13 protein-coding genes and 1 pseudogene are annotated in these 21651 nt (G+C 69.4%); 6 read left to right on the top strand and 8 right to left on the bottom strand.

What is annotated here, in order from left to right; all coding sequences use genetic code 11:
- Nucleotides 1–105: 105 nt before the first annotated feature.
- The 5 genes and pseudogenes from ACH492_RS05755 to ACH492_RS05735 form a co-directional block, all read right to left on the bottom strand.
- Nucleotides 106–1314 (bottom strand): type III PLP-dependent enzyme, encoded by a 1209-nt coding sequence (locus ACH492_RS05755; RefSeq protein WP_398983075.1) that lies wholly within the window; start codon nt 1312–1314, stop codon nt 106–108.
- Nucleotides 1314–3080: an IucA/IucC family protein gene (locus ACH492_RS05750; RefSeq protein WP_398983328.1), complete on the bottom strand. Its 1767-nt coding sequence runs from the start codon at nt 3078–3080 to the stop codon at nt 1314–1316. The genes ACH492_RS05755 and ACH492_RS05750 overlap by 1 nt, the downstream gene beginning before the upstream one ends.
- 231 nt (nt 3081–3311) lie before the next feature.
- Nucleotides 3312–5084, bottom strand: coding sequence for an IucA/IucC family protein (locus ACH492_RS05745; protein ID WP_398983073.1), 1773 nt, complete (start codon nt 5082–5084; stop codon nt 3312–3314).
- On the bottom strand, nt 5081–6271 hold the full coding sequence (locus tag ACH492_RS05740) for an acetyl-CoA carboxylase biotin carboxylase subunit family protein (RefSeq protein WP_398983071.1): 1191 nt from the start codon (nt 6269–6271) through the stop codon (nt 5081–5083). The genes ACH492_RS05745 and ACH492_RS05740 overlap by 4 nt, the downstream gene beginning before the upstream one ends.
- 22 nt (nt 6272–6293) lie before the next feature.
- A pseudogene (locus tag ACH492_RS05735) lies at nt 6294–6579 on the bottom strand (iron chelate uptake ABC transporter family permease subunit); the annotation flags it as partial.
- A gap of 143 nt (nt 6580–6722) precedes the next feature.
- Between ACH492_RS05735 and ACH492_RS05730 the strand changes: the two are divergent.
- The 3 genes from ACH492_RS05730 (at nt 6723) to pgm (ending at nt 12881) form a co-directional block, all read left to right on the top strand.
- Nucleotides 6723–7586 (top strand): (2Fe-2S)-binding protein, encoded by an 864-nt coding sequence (locus tag ACH492_RS05730; RefSeq protein ID WP_398983069.1) that lies wholly within the window; start codon nt 6723–6725, stop codon nt 7584–7586.
- A gap of 505 nt (nt 7587–8091) precedes the next feature.
- Nucleotides 8092–10854, top strand: a complete 2763-nt coding sequence (locus ACH492_RS05725; protein ID WP_398983067.1) for an ABC transporter substrate-binding protein — start codon at nt 8092–8094, stop codon at nt 10852–10854.
- A 386-nt stretch (nt 10855–11240) separates the two neighbouring features.
- Nucleotides 11241–12881, top strand: a complete 1641-nt coding sequence (gene pgm / locus ACH492_RS05720; protein ID WP_398983065.1) for a phosphoglucomutase (alpha-D-glucose-1,6-bisphosphate-dependent) — start codon at nt 11241–11243, stop codon at nt 12879–12881.
- Nucleotides 12882–12905: 24 nt separating this feature from the next.
- Here the strand turns inward: pgm and ACH492_RS05715 are convergent, their stop codons facing one another.
- Nucleotides 12906–13328, bottom strand: coding sequence for a carboxymuconolactone decarboxylase family protein (locus ACH492_RS05715; RefSeq protein WP_398983063.1), 423 nt, complete (start codon nt 13326–13328; stop codon nt 12906–12908).
- Between the two features lie 56 nt (nt 13329–13384).
- Nucleotides 13385–14278 (bottom strand): MBL fold metallo-hydrolase, encoded by an 894-nt coding sequence (locus tag ACH492_RS05710; RefSeq protein WP_398983061.1) that lies wholly within the window; start codon nt 14276–14278, stop codon nt 13385–13387.
- Nucleotides 14279–14443: 165 nt separating this feature from the next.
- Here ACH492_RS05710 and ACH492_RS05705 point away from each other — a divergent pair, with 165 nt between their 5' ends.
- Nucleotides 14444–15328, top strand: coding sequence for a LysR substrate-binding domain-containing protein (locus ACH492_RS05705; RefSeq protein WP_398983059.1), 885 nt, complete (start codon nt 14444–14446; stop codon nt 15326–15328).
- A gap of 165 nt (nt 15329–15493) precedes the next feature.
- On the opposite strand, the gene ACH492_RS05700 is transcribed toward ACH492_RS05705, so the two are convergent.
- The gene (locus ACH492_RS05700; protein ID WP_398983057.1) at nt 15494–16255 is read right to left on the bottom strand and encodes a LysR substrate-binding domain-containing protein; all 762 of its coding nucleotides are present in this window, start codon (nt 16253–16255) and stop codon (nt 15494–15496) included.
- A gap of 58 nt (nt 16256–16313) precedes the next feature.
- On the opposite strand from ACH492_RS05700, the gene ACH492_RS05695 reads away from it, so the two are divergent.
- Nucleotides 16314–16718, top strand: coding sequence for a DUF5997 family protein (locus ACH492_RS05695; protein WP_398983055.1), 405 nt, complete (start codon nt 16314–16316; stop codon nt 16716–16718).
- 769 nt (nt 16719–17487) lie between these two features.
- Complete coding sequence (locus ACH492_RS05690) at nt 17488–21636, top strand: amino acid adenylation domain-containing protein (RefSeq protein WP_398983053.1); 4149 nt, start codon at nt 17488–17490, stop codon at nt 21634–21636.
- The last annotated feature ends 15 nt before the right edge of the window (nt 21637–21651 follow it).

Genomic DNA, 21651 nt, shown 5'->3' with positions numbered 1-21651 from the left:
GTTGCGTCGGAATGAAGGAGCGCCACTCACACCGTCCCTTCCACGGCCCGGCATGCGCGAGGACCGGCCCGGTCCGTGGGCATTCCGCCGCACCCTCGTCTCGACTCAGTCGTCATGCATCCCCAAGAAGTGGAAGCCCGGCCGGGGGTGCATGAGGAAGTCGTGGTGGGAGATGTTCCACGCGTACGCGCCCGTCAGTGCGAACACCACGCGGTCCCCCGCCCGTAGGCCCGCCGCCGGGACCTGACGGGAGAGGACGTCTTTGGGGGTGCACAGCTGGCCGGTGAAGGTGACCCGTTCCTGTTGCGCCACGGAGCGCGGCCAGGGGTGGGGCCAGGGCTGCCGCGACGGAAGCACCGCGCAGGGCTGGTCGTGGCCCTTCGTCGCTGGGGTGCGGAGATGGTGGGTGCCACCCCGCACCACCGCGAACTCCTCGCCGTGGCTGTGCTTCACGTCCAGCACCTCCGTGGCATACCAGCCGCAATACGCGGTGAGAGCGCGCCCCGGCTCGATGCGGAGCACAAGGTCGGGGTGGGCGTCGGTGAGGCGGCCGAGGCCCGCGCCGTACGTCGCCCAGTCGAAGCGGGAGTCCGGTGCTGCGTAGTCGACCGTCATGCCGCCGCCGACGTTCACCTCGGCGAGAGGGATCCCGTGGCGCTCGGTCAGCGCAAGCGACCAGGTCACGATCGACTCGGCCACCGCGAGCTGTTCCGGGGCGTCCAGGCCGCTGGCCAGGTGGGCGTGGATGCCACGCAGCTCCAACTGCGGGTACGTACCGTCGGTGAGGAGGCGGACCACGTCGTCCGCCTGGGACGGGTCGAGGCCGAACGGGGTCGGCCGGCCCCCCATCGCCAGGGAACTGCCCTCCAGTGAGCCGGCGGACAGGGGGAGGTTGAAGCGGAGCAGGACGGCAATGCGCGCATCCGGGGCCATGCGGGCTGCCAGGCCGGCCAGCATATGGAGTTCGTATTCGCTCTCCACATGGAAGCGCTCCACGCCCAGTTCGATTGCGGCCGCGATTTCGGCCGGCGTCTTGCCCGGACCGCCGAAGGCCAGCGGGCGGCCGGGCACGACCTTGCTGACATGGGCCAACTCGCCGCCCGAGGAGACCTCGTAGCCGTCCACATACGGGCCGAGCACCGCCAGGACCTCCGGCTCCGGGTTGGCCTTGGCGGCGTAGTACAGCTCCACCCGCGGAGGGAGTGCTGCCCGTACGGCGGCCGCGTGGCCGCGCAGCGCAGACAGGTCGTACAGGTACGCGGGCAGCTCGTCCGAGGCGAGGGTGAGGGCGCGATCGCGCACCAGAGGAGTCATCAGGCGCTCCAGGAGTCGTCGTTGCGGGCGCCGCCGGTCAGCACGTGTTCGGCGAGCGGAAACGGGGAGGGGAGCCGGACGTAGCCGGCCTCGCGGTCGGCCTTCCGCTCCCAGCGGGTGAGCAGGTTCGCCTTGGCAGGCAGCGGTACGCCGGCCAGCAGGGCGCTGAGCCGCGGCGGGCAGCCGTGCTCGTCGGCGTACGCCTGGATCGTGGCCCGGACCTCGTCCCACAGCGCCGCCTCGGTCTGCGGGTACAGGTCGGCGAGGGCGGCGAGCATCTCGGCGACGTGGTTGATCAGCAGGCAGTAGACGACCCGGTCCCAGCCGCGCTGCGCGTCGTATGTCATCGGGCCCGCGACCTCGGCGGGCAGAGCGGCCAGGGTGTCGGTGTGGTACTCGGGGACGAGCTTGGTGCCTTCCAGGTCGCGGAAAAGGACCTGGGCCGGCATGCCGTCGCCGTCGACGCAGACGAGGACGTTCTGAAGGTGCGGCTCCAGCACCAGGTTGTGGTCGAAGTACGCAGCGAGGACGGGCGGGAGGAGCAGCTTCAGGTAGGCCCGCCACCAGTCCAGGGCGGTCTGCGGGCCCGCGCCGTCCAGCAGCCGGGAGATGTGGCCGGGGCCGGTGGGGTACTCGTCGGCGACGGCGCCCGCGAGCAGCGGGGTCGTGCCCGGCAACAGCCGGTGCGACAGGCCCTCGCGGACGATCACGCCGAAACCTTCGAGCAATACGAGGTCGGGGCGGCCGTCCGGCCCGGGCAGAGCCAGGCTGCGGTAGGCCGGCTCGCTGAGCACGGCGCTGCCTGGGAAACGGGCGGCCAAGTCGGCGAGGGCCGGTTCGAGGACGCGGGTGAGGGCGACCGCGCCGGACAGCTCGTAACTGGAGTTCTTCCGGAGGCAGTTGGTGATGCGGACGTTGAGGCTGAACTTCAGGAAGATGTCGCCGTCGTACAGGGTCCGCACGGAAGCGGTGGCGGCGAAGGGCGCGGAGCCGGTCCCCAGGTCGAGGACGTCGCCGCGCTCCAGGGCGGCACGCAGCTCCGGGTGCTCGTGCAGCAGTTCGTACTGCCAGGGATGCACGGGCAGCAGCCGGTAGCCCTCGGGAACCGGGTGCAGCCGGTCGAGCGGGGCGGCCGCGCCCGGCTCGGCGCTCTCCTCGGCGATGAGGTGCTCGCGTATGGCCAGGCAGCGCAGCGGGAAGACGGCACCGGCCTCGGGCGCGTACGCGGACCAAGAAGCCAGGTCGCCGCTGCGGGCCTTGGGGGTGGGGTGGAAGCGGTGGCCGAGCAGCAGCGACTGCTCGGATTCGAGGTAGGTGGTGAGGCAGTCATCGGACGGTTCCGTGGAGGGGGCCCCGGTCCGTGCGGCCAGAGCGGCGGAGACCCCCTGGTGGCTGGAGACGATCTGCTCCAGGAACTCCTCGTTGCTGACGCCCGTACGGAGCGACAGCTCGGCGTGGGTGTACTCGGCGAGGCGCAGCCAGCCCACCTCGGCCCAGTCCCTGCCCCCGTCGCGGTGCTCGGTCACCGGCCCGGTGAACCGGTGTGCGCCGAGCAGGGACGTACGACGCAGCGCCACCCGGAGCAGCACTCCACGGCGCGGCAGGCGCAGCAGCAGGTGGCCGTCGTCGACGGCGGTCTGGTGCTCGGGGCCGGACACCTCCCGGAGGAGGCAGTTGAGGAGGGTGTGCGCCACAGCCAGGTCGGCCGTGGGCAGCCCGGTGGGGGCGGAGGAATGGGCAGGGGCAGTGCCGGTGGGCAGTGACATCAACGGCTCCAGCGGATGCGGGGTGAGCGGCGGAACAGGGCGGGGAGGGCGGCGGCCATCGCCGAGCTCCGGCAGGATCGCGGTGAGGTACGGGGGCAGGCCCAGGGCGGCAAAGGACGCCACGAAATAGCAGGCGGCCACGGCGTGCACCTGGCGGCGGCCGAACTCCGGCCTGCTGCCGGCACTGTTACCCGTCAGCCGGTTCTCGGGCGTTACGGTGGTCATCGCCGGTCACGCCCCCCGCAGCAGGTAGTTGGGACCGGTGGTGTAGTGCTTGTTGATGTCGGCCGCGCCCGAGCGCTCCTTGGTGAGGAGAGTGCCCGCGGTGACCATTGCCTTCACCGGCAGCCGGTCCGCGTCCAACACGTGCGCCCGCAATACGGCGCCGGGCCGGCCCGGGCCCGTGCCCAGGCGGTCGACGGCCTCGGTGAGCCGGTCCCGTACGAGCCGCAGCAGCCGGTCCAGCGGGGCGCGGCCGTGCCTGGCGAGCCCGAAGGCGTACGCGCCCGCGCACAGGTGGACGGTGACGGTGTTGAACAGGTCGGTGACCGGCCGGTCGCTCTCACCGAAGATGCGGGAGTCGTCGAACTCAGCCGGGTCCGGGGCGTCCGCGCCGAGGGTCTCGCGCAGTCGGGCGGCGTTGATGCGCGGCCCGTCGTTGTCCTTCAGCAGCAGCCGGATGCGCGGGTTGCCTGCGTGCCCGTCCAGCACCAGCGAGATGTTCTGCTGGTGGGACTCCAGCGCGATGCCATAGCCGAAGAGCGCGGTCTGCCAGTCGAAGAGCAGAGTGAGGGCGGCGTCGAGGAGAGCGGCCGGATCGCCGCCGTAGAAGCGGTCGGCGAGATGGTCGATCAGCAGTCGGCCACCGGGTGCCCGGCTCAGCAGCGCGGCCATCGGCACGACGAGGGCTTCGTCGAGACCCCCCGGGTAGCGGCGGGAGAGTACGGCGAGGAGTTCGTGTCCGGCGTGCGCGAAGCGGCTCTCGTCGGCGTGCAGCACGGTGTCCCGGAAGCGGGGCTCGCGGGTGATCACCGTCTCCAGCAGGCGTTGGCCCGCCGCGCCGTCGACCAGCGTTCCGGGCTTGATGGTACGTCGGTTGCGCAGGCCCAGGGTGGCGGTGGCCAGCGGCAGTTTGAGGTGGAGGGCCGGGTCCGAGGCGAGAGCCACGGTCCGCATCGACAGGGTCGGTACGGCCTCCAGGTACGGTCGGTCGGCCAGGACCGCGCGGTCCTCGAGGCCGGTGGCACGCAGCGCGTCCCGCAGTGGTGCCCCGAGAGTCAGCGGGTGGACGGGAAAGGCGATGTGGCTGCCGTCGAGTTCCGGCAGCCCGATCACAGCGGGCGAGGGCCACAGGCCGAACAGTTCCGCGTCGCCGTCCGGGCGGTGCATGGTCACCGCTTCCCGAGGCAGGGCGAGCCAGCGCAGCGCGAAGCGCGGGTGGAACTCGGGTGCGTACGAGCGCAGTTGGTTCCCGGTCAGGCCGGAGCGGCCGCGCGCGGTCGGGTAGACCGGGTGGTCGAGGTGGGCTGCGAGGGTGTCGTGCGCCAGGGCTCCGCCGAGACCGGTCCAGTCGGCGGGGTCGGTGCCGTATCCGGCGGTGAGCCGGGCGGTGACCTCGTCGTGCGACTCGGCGTGCAGCCGTATGGTGGCCAGGGTCTGCCTGCATTCCTCGGCGAAGGCGTAGAAGCCGCCGAGGTCGGCGGGGTCGGCGAGGGCGCGCAGCGCGGCCAGGGCCTCGTCCGGGCTGGTCAGTTCGGCTCCGTCGGACTCCCGCTCCAGCAGGGGCAGTCGTGCGGCGGACTCGCACTGGAATCCGTCCTCGCGAACCGGCATCAGCAGTGCGTCGCCGTCTCCGGTGTCCAGGCGCAGCCACGGCCCGTCGGTCCGCTCGACCTGTGTGCTGCGCGTGCGAAGGCCCACGACGTCCTCGCGCAGCAGCGCGCTGAGCACGCGCAGCAGCAGGTCGTCCGTCTCGGTTTCCAGGGCTGTGGTTGTCGCCGTCACGGGGCGATCTCCCAGCGCTGCGCGGCAAGGAAGTCGGCCACGACCCGGTCCACCGTCTCCTGGCCAGTGCCGGTGGCCCGGAGGATACCGACGTAGTCGCGGTTCGTGCCGTACAGCGCATGCCGTTCGCCGACCTCGCGCAGCGGCCGGTACGTCAACGTGACGCCGTCCACCGTCAGATCGGCTGCGCCAGGGGCGACGCTGAGCGTCCCGGCACGGTCGGCGCAGGGATATTCGAGCAGGGCCCGGCCGTCGGTGCGCGCCCCGAGGTCCGCGGGCAGCGGCTCGCCCAGATGCGTACGGAGGATGTGCTCGAAGAGCGGAATGTCCAGCAGCTGCGCCAGCAGCAGGTCGCACTGGTCGCCGATGGCCCGGTAGTTCACCTCGATGATGCGGGCGCGGCCGTCGTGCACCACGAACTCGGTGTGGCAGGCGCCGAACCCGACTCCGAGCGCGTCGAGCTGCGCCAGCACCTGCTCGACAATCGGCTCCGGATGCGCGGGGACGAAGGTGAGGCGCTCCTCGATGAAGTACGGGGGCGGGGACAGCTTGGTGTGGAACCCGCCGAGCACATGGCGGATGCGGCCGTCACCGAGCGTCTCCAGCGTGTAGAGCTCGCCGGCGAGATATTCCTCGACGACCAGCGCGGTCTGCGGCCGCCGCGCCTGGATCTCCCTGCAGCGCACCACGAGGTCCTCGGGGCCGTCGACCAGGACGACGTCCTCACTGGCCACGCCCTCGCGCGGCTTGACGACGCAGGGGTACGGCACGTCGAGGGCGACGAGCGAGCCCGGGTCCTGGTCGGCCGGGAGTTCGGTGGACCACACGGTATCGGCGCCTGTGGCGGCGAGGTGGCGGCGCATGTGCGCCTTGTCCTTGGCTCGCAGCGCTGCCTGCCAGTTCTTGGCGGGGAGGCCGAAGTAGTCGGCGGCCAGGGCGGCCTGGGTCTGCAGGTGGTCGCTGTTGGTGAAGACCGCGTCGGGGGTGTGGTGGGTCGCGATCCGAGTGATGACGGTGCGGAAGTCGCGTACGTCGCACTCCAGGATTTCGATGTCCGGGTACACGCGCCGGTGGGCCTCGGGCTGGTCGGTGAGCACGGTGACGTCGAGGCCGAGCCGAGCGGCGGCGGGGAGGAAGCCTTCGGTGACCGAGTCGGTGGGGTTGAGGGCGAGCAGGTAGAGCCGCATGGGCAAAGACCCCTTCCGAGCGAAGAGTTGCGGGGACGGCGAGCAGGGCCCCGGCGACTCCGAGCGCGGCGCCGACCGCCAGACCGACGACGGTACGCGGCAGCCGGAGCCCGGTGACCACGATGGCGTCCCGGCCGTGCCCGTCGCTCAAGAGGGCGTCGACCACGGTGGACAGCGGTACCGATCGGGCACCCAGGGGCAAGGGTCAGAGCGGCGCACAGCGTCAACGCGCCGAGACCGGCGAGGAGTAGCGGGATCCGCCGTGCGGATGGGCCACTTGGGTGGGTGACCGGCTCGTTTTTGGACATGATCGACAAGCTTAAGTTAGGTATACCTAACCCTTCAACCTGGTGCCGCGCCACGGGATCCGCTTGATTGCAGACGTGATCCATGTAGGTAAGGTGAGCCTTGCCTTGCTGTACCCACTGTCCGATGTGGTTGAGGAGTGCCGATGACTCTGACCCCGGCTTTCCCGGTGGTCGGACCCGCCGTGAGCGCCTCCGCTCTGCTCGCCGCGACCTACCGGCGCCTCTTCGCGCACTGCGAGTCGCTGCACATAGAGGTCACCGCCCCCGGATCGGGGGCGGCCCAAGGCTGGGTCGACGGCGCGGAGCTGGCGGACTGTGCAGAACTGCGCGACGCCTTCATCGAGGCCGAGGCCGCGCGCATCCAGGAGCGTTACGAGCACACCGCCCGTCCGGACGTCTCCGCATCCCGCGCGCTGCACGACTACCTCTGGTCCATCTGCCTGCTGATGAGCGGCGCATGGTATCTGGAGCGGCGCGTGCCGCGAATTCGCCCGCGGGATGTACGGATCGACCTGGTGACCGGAGAGTTCGAGGTCGTCTCCGGCAGCTTCGCCTGCCTCCCCGACGACCCGGCGGCCCGGCTCCCCGGGGTGCGGGTGCTGGTGCGCGAGGAGGCGCTGCGCGCCGAGCTGCGCGCCGCGGTCGCCGACCACGTACGGCCGCTACTGGCCGCGATCGGCCCGCAACTGCAGCGCGGGCCCCGGGCGTTGTGGGGCATGGTCGGCGACGACCTGATCTCCGGCATCTGGTACCTCGGACGCATGCTCGGGCAGGAGGAACAGGCGATGCGGTCAGCCGGGGAGCTGCTGCCCGGTCCCATCCCGCCGTTCCCCGGTGGCGCCGACTTCCGGCAGCTGGCGGGCCGCGACGGACAGCCGTACCCGACCCGTACCCGACTCGGCTGCTGCCTCTACTACACGATCCGGCCTGCCGAGGTGTGCATCACCTGCCCCCGGACCTGCGACGCCGAGCGGCTGCGCCGGCTGGAGGGCGACACGCCCGCCTAGCCGTCGGCTCACGGCCGCAGAACGAGCACGAGCCCACCGCGCAGCACCAACACGCCGAGAGGTCCGCCGCCGCGCCGCCCGCCACTCCCCGCAGCAGTACCCGCCCGCCCTCCCCGTCCGCAGCCTCCCCGACGCCCTCCGCCGCCTCAACCGCACCGGCCCAGGCGCAGGCCGCCCCCGACACCCAGCCCGCCGCCACCGCCCCCCTACGGCCACTGCTGCTCCTCACCGGAGCCGTCGCCGGAGTCGCGGTGCTGTGCCTGCTCCTGGTGGGCTCCCGCTCGGCAGCCGCACGCCGGACGGAAGGGAGCGAAGACGTGTGAGCCACCTGGTGGTCGTTGCCATTCCGGATGTGAAGTAGAGGCCCTCTGCCTGCGCCGGGGAGCGGAGGGCGGGGACGTCCCCCGCAGGATTGGGCCCGCCATATGATCCAACTCTAGGCTTGCGTATGGCAGTCAAGGGGAATAACCCTTGCTTCTCAGGGGGAACAAGGGGGGGCCTGCTCATGACTGCGGGGGATCCACAAAGCCGTATTCCGGCATATCCGGGCGTCGAGCGCTTCATCGACGCGTTCGACAAACTGGTCGTACAGCCGCGGCGCAGCCGCAGCAGAGTGCCGGTCGTCCTGCTCAGTGAGCCGGGCGGCGGCAATGCGGGACGCCAGATCGTCACGGGGCTCCGCTCGCGGATGCGCGGCCGCAGTGAGGTCCTCGCCCCGCACGCGTACATCCCACAGATCCCGGACGGGACCGACCCGCCGCCGCTCGAGCTCTTCGAGCATCTGACCCTTCAGCTCGCCGAGACCATGCCGCCCGGCACCGGTGAACTACGGCTGCACAGCTACCGGTTGCTGCGCTCCGTCGTCACCGCGCCCGCCATCGAAGGACTCATGGAGCGCCGCCACGCCGAGCTGCGCAACCACTGCTACGCGGAGCACCGCAACTGGTCCCGTACCGCCCAGACCCTGTGGTGGCTCGGCGGCCGCGACCAGGCCAGCGGCGGCACGCTCCTCGAGCTGCTGTGGAACTTCATCGCCGGCCCGCTCTTCCAGCGGCTGCCGCGCGCCTTCTACGGCTGGCGCGCCAACCGCCGCATGCTCGGGCGGGCCCGCAGCCGCAGCTGGTACGCGGAGTGGGTGCGCCGTCAGCACGGCAGCCCGCCCACCGACTTCTTCCGCTCCGCACTCGACCTCGTACACGGCGAGCCCGCCAATGAGCCGGAGCGCATGGACCGAGTGCTCATGCACGCTCTGCTCGCCGATCTCGACCAGGCGTGCCGGACCCGTCTCTTCAACCCCTGGCGGCGACGCCGCACATCCCGCTTCGTGCTTCTCTTCGACGAGGCAGGGCCCGCCGACTCGCGCGTCCAGCGCTTCCTGCGTGAACTCCGCTCCGCCATGGAGGACTTGCGCTGTACCTCGGTGTTCGCGGTGGCGGGCGGCGTACGCTCGCTGGCCTCGCGCATCCCCGACATCGAAGCGTCGGGCCTCGCCCTCGCCGGCGCCGAGCTGATCAACATCGAGCGGCGCGGGATGGAGCCGGGCCAGCCGACCGGCATCGTCGTGCCGGTGGCCGAGGGACCCGAGGACGACCAGGCGGCGATCTACTGGCTCGGCCGCTGGCCTACGCTGGTCACGCCGTCGCCGCGCTGGGGTCCGGGCGCCGAGGTGGCCGGAGTGCTCGGCATTGGAACGCTCGCGCTCGCACTCGCCGCCGGCCTCGTCCTCGTACCGGACGTCATGAGCCGCGAAAAGGACGACCCCTGCCAGGGCTCCACCTTCCTGGGCACCGACGGGCAGTGCGTCGGCGTCGCCGAAGGCGCGGCCGGCTTCGGCAAGGAGCCCACGGAGCAGGCCGTACGGGCCGTGCTCCAGCAGATCGAGCGGCAGAACGAGGAGGTCGACAAGGAACTCGCGGGCCGGCCAGACGACGACCCGCGCCCCGGTCGCCGCACCATCGTCTACTTCGGCCCCCTCACCGGCGGCAAGGACGCCGAAGACCCGGTGCGCGGCGGCACGTTGGCGGAGCTGCGCGGCATCGCGCTGGCACAGCAGCACATCAACGCCCAGGCGCTGCGTTCCGGCGAGCGCGTCCCGCTGCGGGTGCTCGCCGCCAACGCGGGTGACCGTTTCAAGGACGCACCCGCCGTCGCCGACCGGATCGCGGAGCTCGCCGCGAGCGATCCGTCCATCGCGGGCGTCGTCGGTTTCGGGCAGAGCCGCCGCAATACGTACGACGCGATACGCGCCCTCGACAAGGCCGGGATCCCGATGGTCGGCACCTCGGGCACCGCCGATGAACTCCTTCGCCAGGGCGAGCACTACTACCAGACGGCCCCCACCGATGCGCGAGCCGCCGAGCTGATGGCGGCGTTCGCTTCGAGCGCCGGGATGACGACGGGCGGGCAGAAGGCGCGCCGGGTGAGTCTCGTCGCCGACGCCACCGACGCCTACAGCAACAGCCTTGCCGCGTCCTTCCGTGCCTCGTACGGGCCGCGGCGCACCGACGTACTCCTCTACACCCCCACCGACGCACCGGAACCGGGACCGGTGCCGGGTGCGCTCGGCGGGCGGCCCGTGCCGACCGTGGAGGACCTGGCCCGCGAGATCTGCCGTGCCGTGAGTGAGGAGCCGCGGACTGCGGTGGTGTGGTCGGCGCGGGCCAGCCAGTTCCAGCTGTTCCTGGCCGAGATCGCCCGTATCTCCGGCGACTGCCCAAAGATCAGCGTGCTCGGCGGCGACGACGTCACCAACACGCTGACGGAAGAGCAGCGCCCCTGGGACGACTTCAAGGGCCTCACCCTCTTCTACGTCTCGCACGGCTACGCCCCCACGCTGGCGGCACGGAGCCCGGAGGCCGCGGCCTTCCTCGCCGCGTACGACCGTGCGTACGGCGGCGACCACAGCGCCAGGACGAAGGCCATGCGCGAGGACGGCCATGTCGCGCTCGCCTGGGACGCGTTGCGCTATCTCGCCGAAGGCATCGACCAGGCCTGGCGCACCACGGGCGGCCATGACGACCGCCTCGACCGCGGGCTGCTGCAAGGCGTGCTCTACCAGGGCCTGGGGGGCGGGGGCTTCGACGGCGCCACCGGCCGTATCGACGCGCACGGCGCGGCGGGCGGGGGACGGCTGACGGAGGACAAGCTGCTTGCGGTCCTCCGGGGCAGCAGTGCCGAGCCGGCGACCGAGCTGCTGTGCGGCACGGTGGCGCGCGGCGACGAACGCACCAAGTGGGGGCCGAAGGGCGAGGAGCACCCGTGTCCGTAACCGCGTCGGCTCACGCGCAAACGCGCAAACGTGGCTCGAGGGGAGGGACACAATGCCGGTCCCGGCCGCCGCATGGTGGGCGTCTGGCTCACAGGTCGCCGAACAGCCGCCCTGCGTTGCGCAGCGCGTGGGTCGCGACGCGCTTGCCGAGGGCAAGGCCCGCCTTGTCGGCGGAGCGGGGGCGACGGCGGTGACGGTGGCCGGCAGCGGATCGGCCAACTTTCGGAGAGTCGCCATGCGATGCGGATGCCCGGGCCCACGCTGGGCATGCCCGACTTGAACGTCCGTCGGCACATCCGTGCGGAGGGGCAACCGGACGGTATGCGACCGACAAGCGATCATGACTCGTGCACTGATCGCACCGACCGATGCGAAGGAGTGGACGGATGCCGAACGAGCGCGCGGGACAGCCGGCACGGCCGGAAGACCTCATCGATGTGCCTCGGCTGGTGACCGCGTACTACGCCTTGCACCCCGATCCGGCCGAACCCGCCCAGCGTGTCGCCTTCGGCACGTCGGGACACCGAGGATCCTCGCTGGCCACCGCCTTCAACGAGGACCACATCACCGCGACCAGCCAGGCGATCTGCGAGTACCGGGCCCAGCAGGGAACCGACGGACCTCTGTTCCTCGGCGCCGACACCCATGCGCTCTCCGAACCCGCCCGGGTGACCGCCCTGGAGGTCTTCGCCGCGAACGGCGTCACCGTGCTCATCGACACCGCCGACGGCTACACCCCCACCCCGGCCGTGTCGCACGCCATCCTCACCCACAACCGAGGGCGCATCTCTGGCCTGGGCGACGGCGTGGTGGTTACGCCCTCGCACAATCCGCCGGCCGACGGCGGCTTCAAGTACAACCCTCCGAACGGCGGACCCGCCGGTTCCGAGGCGACCGGCTGGATCCAGGAGCGCGCCAACGAGATCATCACGGGCGGCCTGAAGGATGTACGGCGGCTGCCCTACGCCAGGGCGCTGGCCGCGCCGACCACTGGACGGTACGACTTCCTCGGCGCCTACGTACGAGATCTGCCTTCTGTACTCGACCTGGACGCCGTGCGCGCCTCCGGTGTGCGCATCGGCGCCGATCCGCTGGGGGGCGCGTCCGTCGCGTACTGGGGCCGCATCGCCGAGGAGCACCGCCTCGACCTGACTGTCGTCAACCCGTACACCGATCCCACGTGGCGGTTCATGACGCTGGACTGGGACGGCAAGATCCGGATGGACTGCTCCTCCCCTTACGCGATGGCGTCGCTGATCGAGCGCCGCGACCGCTTCCAGATCGCCACCGGCAACGACGCCGACGCCGACCGGCATGGCATCGTGACCCCCGACAGCGGACTGATGAACCCCAATCACTATCTCGCCACCGCCATCGCCTACCTCTACACCCACCGCGACCAGTGGCCCGACGATGCCGGTGTCGGCAAGACACTGGTGTCGTCGAGCATGATCGACCGGGTGGCGGCCGACCTCGGCCGCGAGCTGATCGAAGTGCCTGTCGGTTTCAAGTGGTTCGTGGACGGGCTGGCCGACGGCACCCTCGGCTTCGGCGGTGAGGAGTCCGCCGGGGCCTCCTTCCTGCGCCGTGACGGCTCGGTGTGGACCACCGACAAGGACGGCATCATCCTGGCCCTGCTCGCGTCCGAGATTCTGGCCGTGACGGCTCGGACGCCGAGCGAGCACTACGCGTCGCTCACCGCCCGGTTCGGCGAACCGGCCTACGCCCGTGTCGACGCCCCCGCGACCCGCGAGGAGAAGGCCGTACTGAGCCGTCTCTCTCCCGACCAGGTGACGGCGGACACCCTTGCCGGGGAAGCGATCACCTCTGTGCTCACGCAGGCTCCGGGCAACGGGGCGGCCATCGGTGGCATCAAGGTGACCACCGCCAACGCCTGGTTCGCCGCACGCCCCTCGGGTACCGAGGACGTCTACAAGGTGTACGCCGAGTCGTTCCTCGGACCCGACCACCTGGCGCGCGTACAGGAGGAGGCCCGGTCCGTCGTGGCGGCCGCATTGAACAACTGACCCGGCCCGTTGGAACCCTGCCGGCTACGGCACCGAATTGTCGGTGTGCGCGCATTCGTCCTTGATGGTTTCCATGGTGATCGAGGCTCGCGGATATCCGATGTAGCCGGCCAGCAGCGCGGTCAGCGCGGTGAGTGCGTCTTGGTCAAGTCCGTGGCGCATACCCAGCCGAACGTGGGTGCGCAGGCGCTTGTCGGCGACACCCTGGCAGGTCAGAGCCGTGATGATGGCGATGCTGCGGTCCCGTGCGGTGAGCGCCGGGTGCCACCATCCGGCCCCGCCGGCGGCCTGGAGAGCCTCCTCGGCGAATTCCGGTCCGACGAGCTCGGCGAAGGCCGCAGGCACATCCCGCTCGGGCAGGGCGAATATCCTGGCGTAGGCCGCGATGCCGCGGTCGCGCCTGCTCACGGTGGACGGCGTGCTCTCAGCGTCGTTCGTCTCGTGCATCTGGCAGCCTTCACTGGTCGTGACAGACGTCGTGGCAGACATGGACTGGCGGCCCGTCATGCGGGGTGCTCGGAGCACAGGCACCCGACACCTTTCTCGATCCACTCCCGGCCGACCCACTCCGGGTGCCGCTGGATCATCAGAGCCGAGATCTCTTCGACGATCGTCTGCTCACTGACCGTCGATTCGCGGCGGACCCACGTCTCGTCCCGCAGGAGCTGAAGGTAGTCGCGCACGTCTGCCAGCAGCTGCGGGCCACCGACCTCACCATGGCCGGGCACCACGACGCGTGGGCCCTCGGCTGCCAGCCGCTGCATGACCGCGAGCCAGCGGGTTCCTGAAACGTCGGTGTCGTGCGGCGGGAACCACGGGAAGATGGCGAACTGCCCGGCTTCCACGAGGTCCCCGGTGAACAGGAGATCCGCGTCCGGCACCTTGACCACCTGGTCGCCCCTGCTGTGTGCCCGGCCGGTGGCCCTCAGCTGCACCACCCGGCCGCCCAGGTCCAGGTCGTACGCCTGGTCGTAGACGACATCGGCCTGCGCCAGTTCTACGCCCTCAAGCTGACGTGCGACCGGCTCGCCGAGCCCTCGGAACATATCGAGATAGCCCGGGCCCTTCCCCTTCAGGTCCTCGGCCTGATCCCGGTTGACCAGGAACGTCGCCTCACCGGTGAAGACCTGCGCCCCGAACGCGTGCTCCGGGTGAAAATGCGTCGTGGTCAGGTACAGCTTGCGCCCTGCGGCGTAGTCGGCCGCGAACTCCAGCACCTTCTCGGCGTTACGCGGGCCCATGCCGGTCTCGACGACGAGAACGGAATGCTGACCGCCGATGATGCCGATGTTCGGCACGAGCTGCACCCGCCGGTCGGGGATGACCACCACGTCGCGGGCAAGCTCCTGAACACCCGCGATGTGCACGACGGGCTCCGGCATCACGTGTTCAGCCATGGCGACTCCTCAGCATTGCGGTGATCGCAACCTGCCGACATCCCGCCCGCCAAGCGGGCTCGTACGGCGGCAGATCGGGTTGGGCCGCCAGTCCATCGCGGGACGCCCCGGGGCGTCCAAGACCGATCCCGCACGCCCGATACCGTGCAGGTATCGTTGCTGGTCATGGAGCTACGCATGCTGCGCTACTTCGTGGCGGTCGCCGAAGAACTCCACTTCGGCAGGGCCGCCGCGCGACTCCAGATGACCCAGCCTCCACTGAGCCGGGCCATGAAGCAGCTGGAAACCGACCTCGGCTGCGAACTGCTTCGCCGCTCCCCCACGGGGGTGGCCCTCACCCCTGCCGGGGCCCTGCTCCACGACGAGGCACGCACACTGCTGGCGCGGGCCGACCAGGCGCGTGCCCGAGTGACCGCCGCGGCCGGTACGGCCACCCTGACCGTCGGCACCCTCGCCGACAGCGCCGAGCAGGTCGGAACACGACTGGCCGCTGCCTACCGGCAACACCACCCCGGCATACGTGTCCGCATCCGCGAGGCCGACCTGACCGACCCGACCACCGGACTGCGGACCGGCCTCGTCGACGTGGCCCTGACCCGGGCACCGTTCGACGACACCGGCATCACCACCCGCGTGCTGCGCTCGGACCCGGTCGGCGTGGTCCTACGCGCCGACGACCCGCTTGCCGACCGCGACAACCTGCACCTGGACGATCTCGCCGACCGCCGATGGTTCCAGTTTCCAGACGGCACGGACGCAGTGTGGCGGGCCTTCTGGACGGGCCCGTCGGACGCCGGCCGACGTCGTGACGGTCCCGTCGTCCGAACAGTCCATGAATGCCTCCAGTCCGTCCTGTGGAACAACACGGTGGGGCTGACACCGCTCGCCCACACCCTGCCCGAAGGCCTCACCGCGGTCCCCTTGACCGACACGCAACCCAGTCACCTCGTCATCGCCTGGAACAGCGCCAACACCACCCCGCTCATCCGCTCGGTCGTACGAATCGCCACAGCCATCTATCGCCCGGCCCGCACCACGCCGGCCCCGTAGCAGCGCGGCCAGGCCCTCGTCCGCCGGTGTGCGTGGATGTTTTCGGTGGTACGGCAGGCCGAGGTCGGCGCCGCCCAGCATGCCGACGCCTCCCAATGCCTGCTCGGACCGATCCATCCGCAGGTGGAGGCTCTGCCCGGAATCCACGGATGAGGGACGCCGAGGCTACGACCGGCGGCGAGGTTTGCCGCGCTTGGCGCCCTTGGGGCCGCCGGAACCGCTCCGTGGGCTCTTGCCGCCCGACTTGCCGGCTGCGGGCTTCCGCTGTGCGCCGCCCGTATCGGAGCGCCTACGCTTCGGCTGTGCCGGGGTCGGGGGGCGACCACGTGTGCTGTTGACGGTCCGCCCGCGGACGATCCCGATAAATTGCTCCACCAGGTCGGTGGTTTCGTCCTGCGGCCACGACAGTGCGATGCGCGACTCGGGGGCGTCCGAGACCGGCCGATACGTGAGGTCCTTACGGTGGTGCAGGCGGGCGAGTGACTGTGGGACGACGAGTAGTCCCACTCCTGCCGCCACCAGTTCGATGGCATCCGCCGTCGTGGCGGGGCGCTCGATCGCGGGCCGTCCCGGCAGACGCTCCCAGTCGAGGACGTCGTCGAGGGGATGCAGCACGACTTCGTCGGCAAGATCCTCAGCGGACACCTGGTCGACCGCTGCCACGACGTGGTCCTTCGGGACCACGACCACCGTCGTCTCGGAGTACAGGGGGATCGCGCTGAGGTCCGTCCGGTCGATCGGCAACCGCACGAAACCCGCGTCGGCGCCGCCGCTCCGCAGCACGTCGAATGCCTCAGCGGCGGGGACCGCGATGAGGTTCAGTGGGACTTCGGGCAGCCGCTCGTTCCAGATCCGTACCCACTTCGTGGGCGTCACTCCCGGGACATACGCCAGCCGGAACGAAGGGGATACTTCCGAGCCTGTCACTCAGCCAGGTTACCGGTCGTGGTCGGAGGTAGCGCACACGCTCGAATACCCTTGACCCATGACGTCGCACCAGACCGCCCAGACGATGAAGCCCGCAACCGCGGCAAAGAAGCTGGGTGTGTACCTCGAGGCCACCCCCGCCGAGTTCCAGGAGGGTGTCGTCTCGCGCAGCGAGTTGAACGCGCTGCAGGCCGATCCACCCGAGTGGCTGCTGGAACTGCGACGCAACGGCCCGCATCCGCGGCCGGTAGTCGCGGCGAAGCTGGGCATCTCCATCTCAGGTCTCGCGCGTGGCGGAATCACGGACGCCCTCACCACGGAGCAGATCGACGCGTTGAAGAGGGACCTTCCCGAGTGGCTGCAGAAGGAGCGCGCCACCCAGGCCGAGGTCCGGAAAGAAGCGGCGCGCATCAAGGAGAAGGACGCGGCGCGCGGCGATCAACCCCGTCGGCCGCGCTCCTGACCTTCCTCCCTCGCGTGGACGGGTTCGACAGGGGCAGCCTGAACCGCCTTGCTCGTGCCGTCGGCGTCCTCTTCAAATTCAAAGACCTGCATCGTGCGCGGAACGTAGCGCGCTGACGCGGTAGACAGCCCTCCGCAGCAACATTTTCCTGAGCTCGGCTTCTTCCAGGAGCGACGAAGAGGCGCCTGACTGGGGCTGATGCCCGTCAGGCGCCTCTCTTACAGGCGCCGCCTCTTCGTCTGGCGGCCGCCAGGCTCTGACGCAGTTCACGACGTCGCACATCATCCTCCTGCGCCTGCTCGGGTGCTCGGGTGCTCGGTTCACCGTCGCGCACCGGCCGAAATTCGACCATGGAGTACCGGCCATCGGACAGGCGGCGCAGATCGCGGTGAGGCCGTCGGCACATCTGGGAGGCCGTCGCCGGAATGTGCGGCTCCGGCGCGCACGGGCGACGCAGGATCGGTGCCGAAATGGCACGGAGCATTGGGAGACAGGCCGAACGGGCCGCGGAACAGCAGCCGGTCATCGCCCCGAAGGCCGACGTGTGACCCGCGCGGTCCGGCAGTCGGAGCCGGGGTCGCCACCGTATAAACAGCGCGCGAACTTTTGAGCCATCTTCCCGGTCGGCGTTGACCCACCCATGGCCAACGCTTAGCGTCTCGATATATCCATTCTGATCTTGCACGCCACGCAGAAGTCCGAGCGGGTAGCCGGCACTGCGCACGGCTGTTGCCGAAACACCACGGGAAGACCAAACAACGGGGGAAACATGGCTACTGCTGCCACTGAGGACTTCGACACAACGAAACACGATTTCCCGGGCCACACATCCCTTCCTGACCTACTCAGGGAACAAGTCGGTGAACAGCCCGACAACACTGCGGTGGTGTGCGGCGACCAGCGCCTTACCTACCAGGAACTCCTACAGCGCAGCTCCGACCTGGCCGTTTACCTGCGGCATCTCGGCGTGGCACGGGACGACCGCGTCGGCCTCTTCGTGGAACCCTCACTCGATCTGATGGTTGGCGCATGGGGCATCCTGTTCTCCGGCGGCGCTTATCTCCCGCTGTCGCCGGAGTATCCCGAAGAGCGGCTGCGTTACATGCTCGAGGACGCCCGCATCAACGTTGTCGTCTCCCAGGAGCACCTCAGAGAGAAACTGGCGGAACTGGCCCCGCAGGGAACGAGAATCGTCACCCTGAACGAGCTTCGGACCTTCACGGAATCCACTTCCGACGACTTACGCCGGAATCCCTTACCCGGACCTCGCCCGGACGATCTGGCCTACATCATTTACACCTCCGGCAGTACCGGAAAGCCGAAGGGTGTGATGATCGAACATCGTAGTATCGTCAATCAGATGCACTGGCTGAGGACGGCGTACGGCCTGAACCGGGAAAAGGTCGTCCTGCAGAAGACTCCGATGAGTTTCGACGCCGCGCAGTGGGAAATTCTCGCGCCCAGCTGCGGCAGCGAGGTCGTGATCGGCAGCCCCGGCGTCTACCGGGATCCCGAAGGACTGATCGAGGCCATCACCGAGTACGGGGTCACCACGCTGCAGTGCGTGCCGACTGTGCTGCAGGCACTGGTGGACACGGAGGAGTTGGACCGGTGCACTACGCTCAGGCAGGTTTTCAGCGGGGGCGAGGCGCTGTCCAGGAATCTGGCCACGCAGGTGCTGGACACGCTTCCGGGCTGTGACCTGATCAATCTGTACGGGCCGACCGAATGCACCATCAACGCGTCCGCCTTCACCGTGGACCGGGCCGGGGTCGGTGAGGGCCCCAACGCGGTGTCGATCGGCTCGCCTGTCCACAACACCCGGTACTACATACTCGACGAAACCCTGTCGCCGGTGGCCGTGGGCGAGATCGGCGAGCTGTACATCGCCGGCGTGCAGCTGGCACGGGGATACCTCCACCGACCGGAGTTGACCGCGGAACGGTTTGTCGACAACCCGTCCGGCGGGGACACCGGGGACACCAGGCTGTACCGGACCGGAGACCTGGCCTACTGGAATGCCGACGGAACCGTGCAGTTCACCGGCCGCGTGGACAATCAGGTCAAGCTGCGGGGCTTCCGGGTCGAGCTCGACGAGATCAGGCTGGCGATCGAGACCCATGACTGGGTCAAGAACACGGCGGTGATCGTCAAGGACGACCCTCGCACCGGCTTCCAGAACCTCATCGCCTGCATCGAGCTGAGTCCGAAAGAAGCGGCGCTGATGGACCAGGGCAATCACGGCGCCCACCATCAGTCGAAGGAGAGCAAGCTCCAGGTCAGGGCTCAGCTGTCGAACGCGGGCTGCCGCGACACCGCGGAGATCGCCGGCCGGACGGCGGTGGACCTTCCCGGCAAGGAGCCGACCCCGGAACAGCGGCGGCGCGTGTTCGCGCGCAAGACGTACCGTTCCTTCGAGGACGGCGACCTCACCAGGGCCGACATTCTCCGGCTCCTCGACCGCACACATGCCGCCGACGCGCGGCCCCGGAGCCTGGCACAGCTGACCTTCGCCGAACTCGGGGAGATCCTGCGGTACTTCGGCCAGTTTCTCAGCGAGGAGCGGCTGCTGCCGAAGTACGGATACGCATCGCCGGGCTCGCTCTACGCGACGCAGATGTACCTGGAACTGAGCGGGGTCGGTGAGCTGCGACCGGGGCACTACTACTACCACCCCCTGCACCACCAGTTGGTGCTGATCCGGGAGACGCCCGATGCCGGACCAGCGGACGAGGCACGGCTCACGTTCCATTTCGTGGGCAAGAAGCGGGCGATCGAGCCGGTCTACAAGAACAACATCCAGGAAGTCCTGCACATCGAGACGGGCCATATGGTGGGCCTCTTCGATGAGGTTCTCCCCGCGTACGGACTGAGCATCAGGGAGCTGGAGCTCACTCCTGAGGCGAAGGACTTCCTGGAGTGCGCGGACGAGGACTACTACCTCGGCACTTTCGAGATGGTTCCGTTCACGGGGCAGCAGCAGGACGACACACTCGACATATGTGTGCAGGCGCACCCGGGGAAGATCGTCGACCTGGCGGCGGGCCAGTACCGGTACCGGGACGGTGAACTGGAGCGCATATCAGGCGAACTCGTCCGCAAGAGGGACGTCATCGCCATCAACCAGCGGGTCTACGAGCGGTCGAGTTTCGGGATCACGGTACTGAGCAGGCCCGAGCGTGGCTGGCAGGGCTACGTCGATCTGGGCCGCAAGCTGCAACGCCTGCAGATGAACGACCTGGGCCTGGGATTCATGTCCTCCGGCTACAGCTCGGAGACCGGCAGTGACCTGCCCTCAGCGAAGCGGATCGCAGGCATCCTGGGAGCACGCGGCGACCGTACGGGCCCCTCCTACTTCTTCGTCTGCGGTCGGGTGAGTGCCGAGCAGGTCCGCAGCGAGGGCATGAAGGAGGACATGATCCATATGCAGGGCCCGGCGGAGATGATCAAGGAGGACCTGGTCAACTTCCTGCCGGACTACATGGTGCCGAACAAGGTCGTCATCCTGGACCAGCTGCCTCTCACCGCCAGCGGGAAGATCGACGTCAAGTCGCTGGAGGCGTCGGACAAGACCGACTTGGATTTCGCCGACCGCCCCTTCGTCCCGCCACGCACGAGGACGGAGCAGCGGATCGGGGACATCTGGAAGACGCTGATGAAGCGTGACGCCGTCTCGGTGCGGGACGACTTCTTCGCGTCCGGCGGTAATTCGCTCATCGCGGTCGCGCTCATCAACAGGGTCAACAAGACGTTCAGGAGTGCGCTCCCGCTCCAGGCGCTCTTCGATTCACCGACGGTCGAGAAGCTCGCGCGCCGGATCGACGGCGACCATGCCGGCACCACCTCGCGGCTGATACGGCTGGGAGGCTCGGGCTCCGGGAATCCGGTCTATTGCTGGCCCGGTCTCGGGGGTTACCCCATGAACCTGCGCCTGCTCGCCGGCAAGCTGGACATGGAACGCCCCTTCTACGGCGTCCAGGCGTACGGCATCAACCCGCTGGAGACGCCGTATCCCACCATCCGGGACATGGCCGCAGAGGACATCAGGGCCATCAGACGTGTACAGCCCACGGGTCCGTACACGCTCTGGGGTTACTCCTTCGGTGCCCGGGTGGCCTTCGAAGCGGCTCATCAGCTGGAGCAGGCCGGGGAACAGGTGGAGAACCTGGTGCTGATCGCACCGGGGTCACCCAGGGTCCGGTCCGACGACGCAATGGTTCACGGCGACGAGCCGACGTACCGCAACAGGGCGTTCGTGACGATCCTCTTCTCCGTGTTCGCGGGCGGCATCAGCGGTCCCCTGCTGGAGGAGTGCCTGCGGCAGGCCGCGGACGACGAGACGTTCGCGACGTTCATCAGCACGGCATTCAGTGGCCTCGACCGCGAACTGGTGCAGAGAATCGTCCGGATCGTGCGTCAGACGTACGAGTTCACCTACACCTTCCGTGAATTGGCGGAACACCGGATCGAGGCCCCGGTGACCATCTTCAAGGCGCAGGGCGACGACTACTCGTTCATCGAGAACCGCAGCGGCTACTCCGCGGAGTCGCCGACCGTCATCACTCTCCAGGCGGACCACTACAGCCTGCTGCGAGACCCTGACATCGACGAGCTGGTCCAGACGATCCGTCGCCGGCTGCACGGTCGGCAGCCACGGCTGGAACAACGACAGGAACAGAAGAAGGAGTTCACCTTGCCTCACGTCAACATCAAGCACTTCCCCGTCGCGCTCAGCGAGGAGCAGGAGTCCGAGCTGGTCGCCGCGGTGGCCAAGGCGGTGCAGTCGGCGTTCAAGTGCGACGAGGGGGTCATATCCATCGCGCTCGAACCGGTCGATCAGGACGCCTGGAACGAGCAGGTCTACGTCCCGGAGCTGGTGGAGCGCAAGGAACTGCTGCGCAAAACCCCCAACTACTGAAGACGCCATATCGCA

It is taken from the genome of Streptomyces sp. NPDC019443 (genome assembly GCF_044389785.1).
GTDB lineage: Bacteria > Actinomycetota > Actinomycetes > Streptomycetales > Streptomycetaceae > Streptomyces.
The sequence above is the reverse complement of the archived record's forward strand: the minus strand, read 5'-3'. Positions and strand labels throughout refer to the sequence as shown.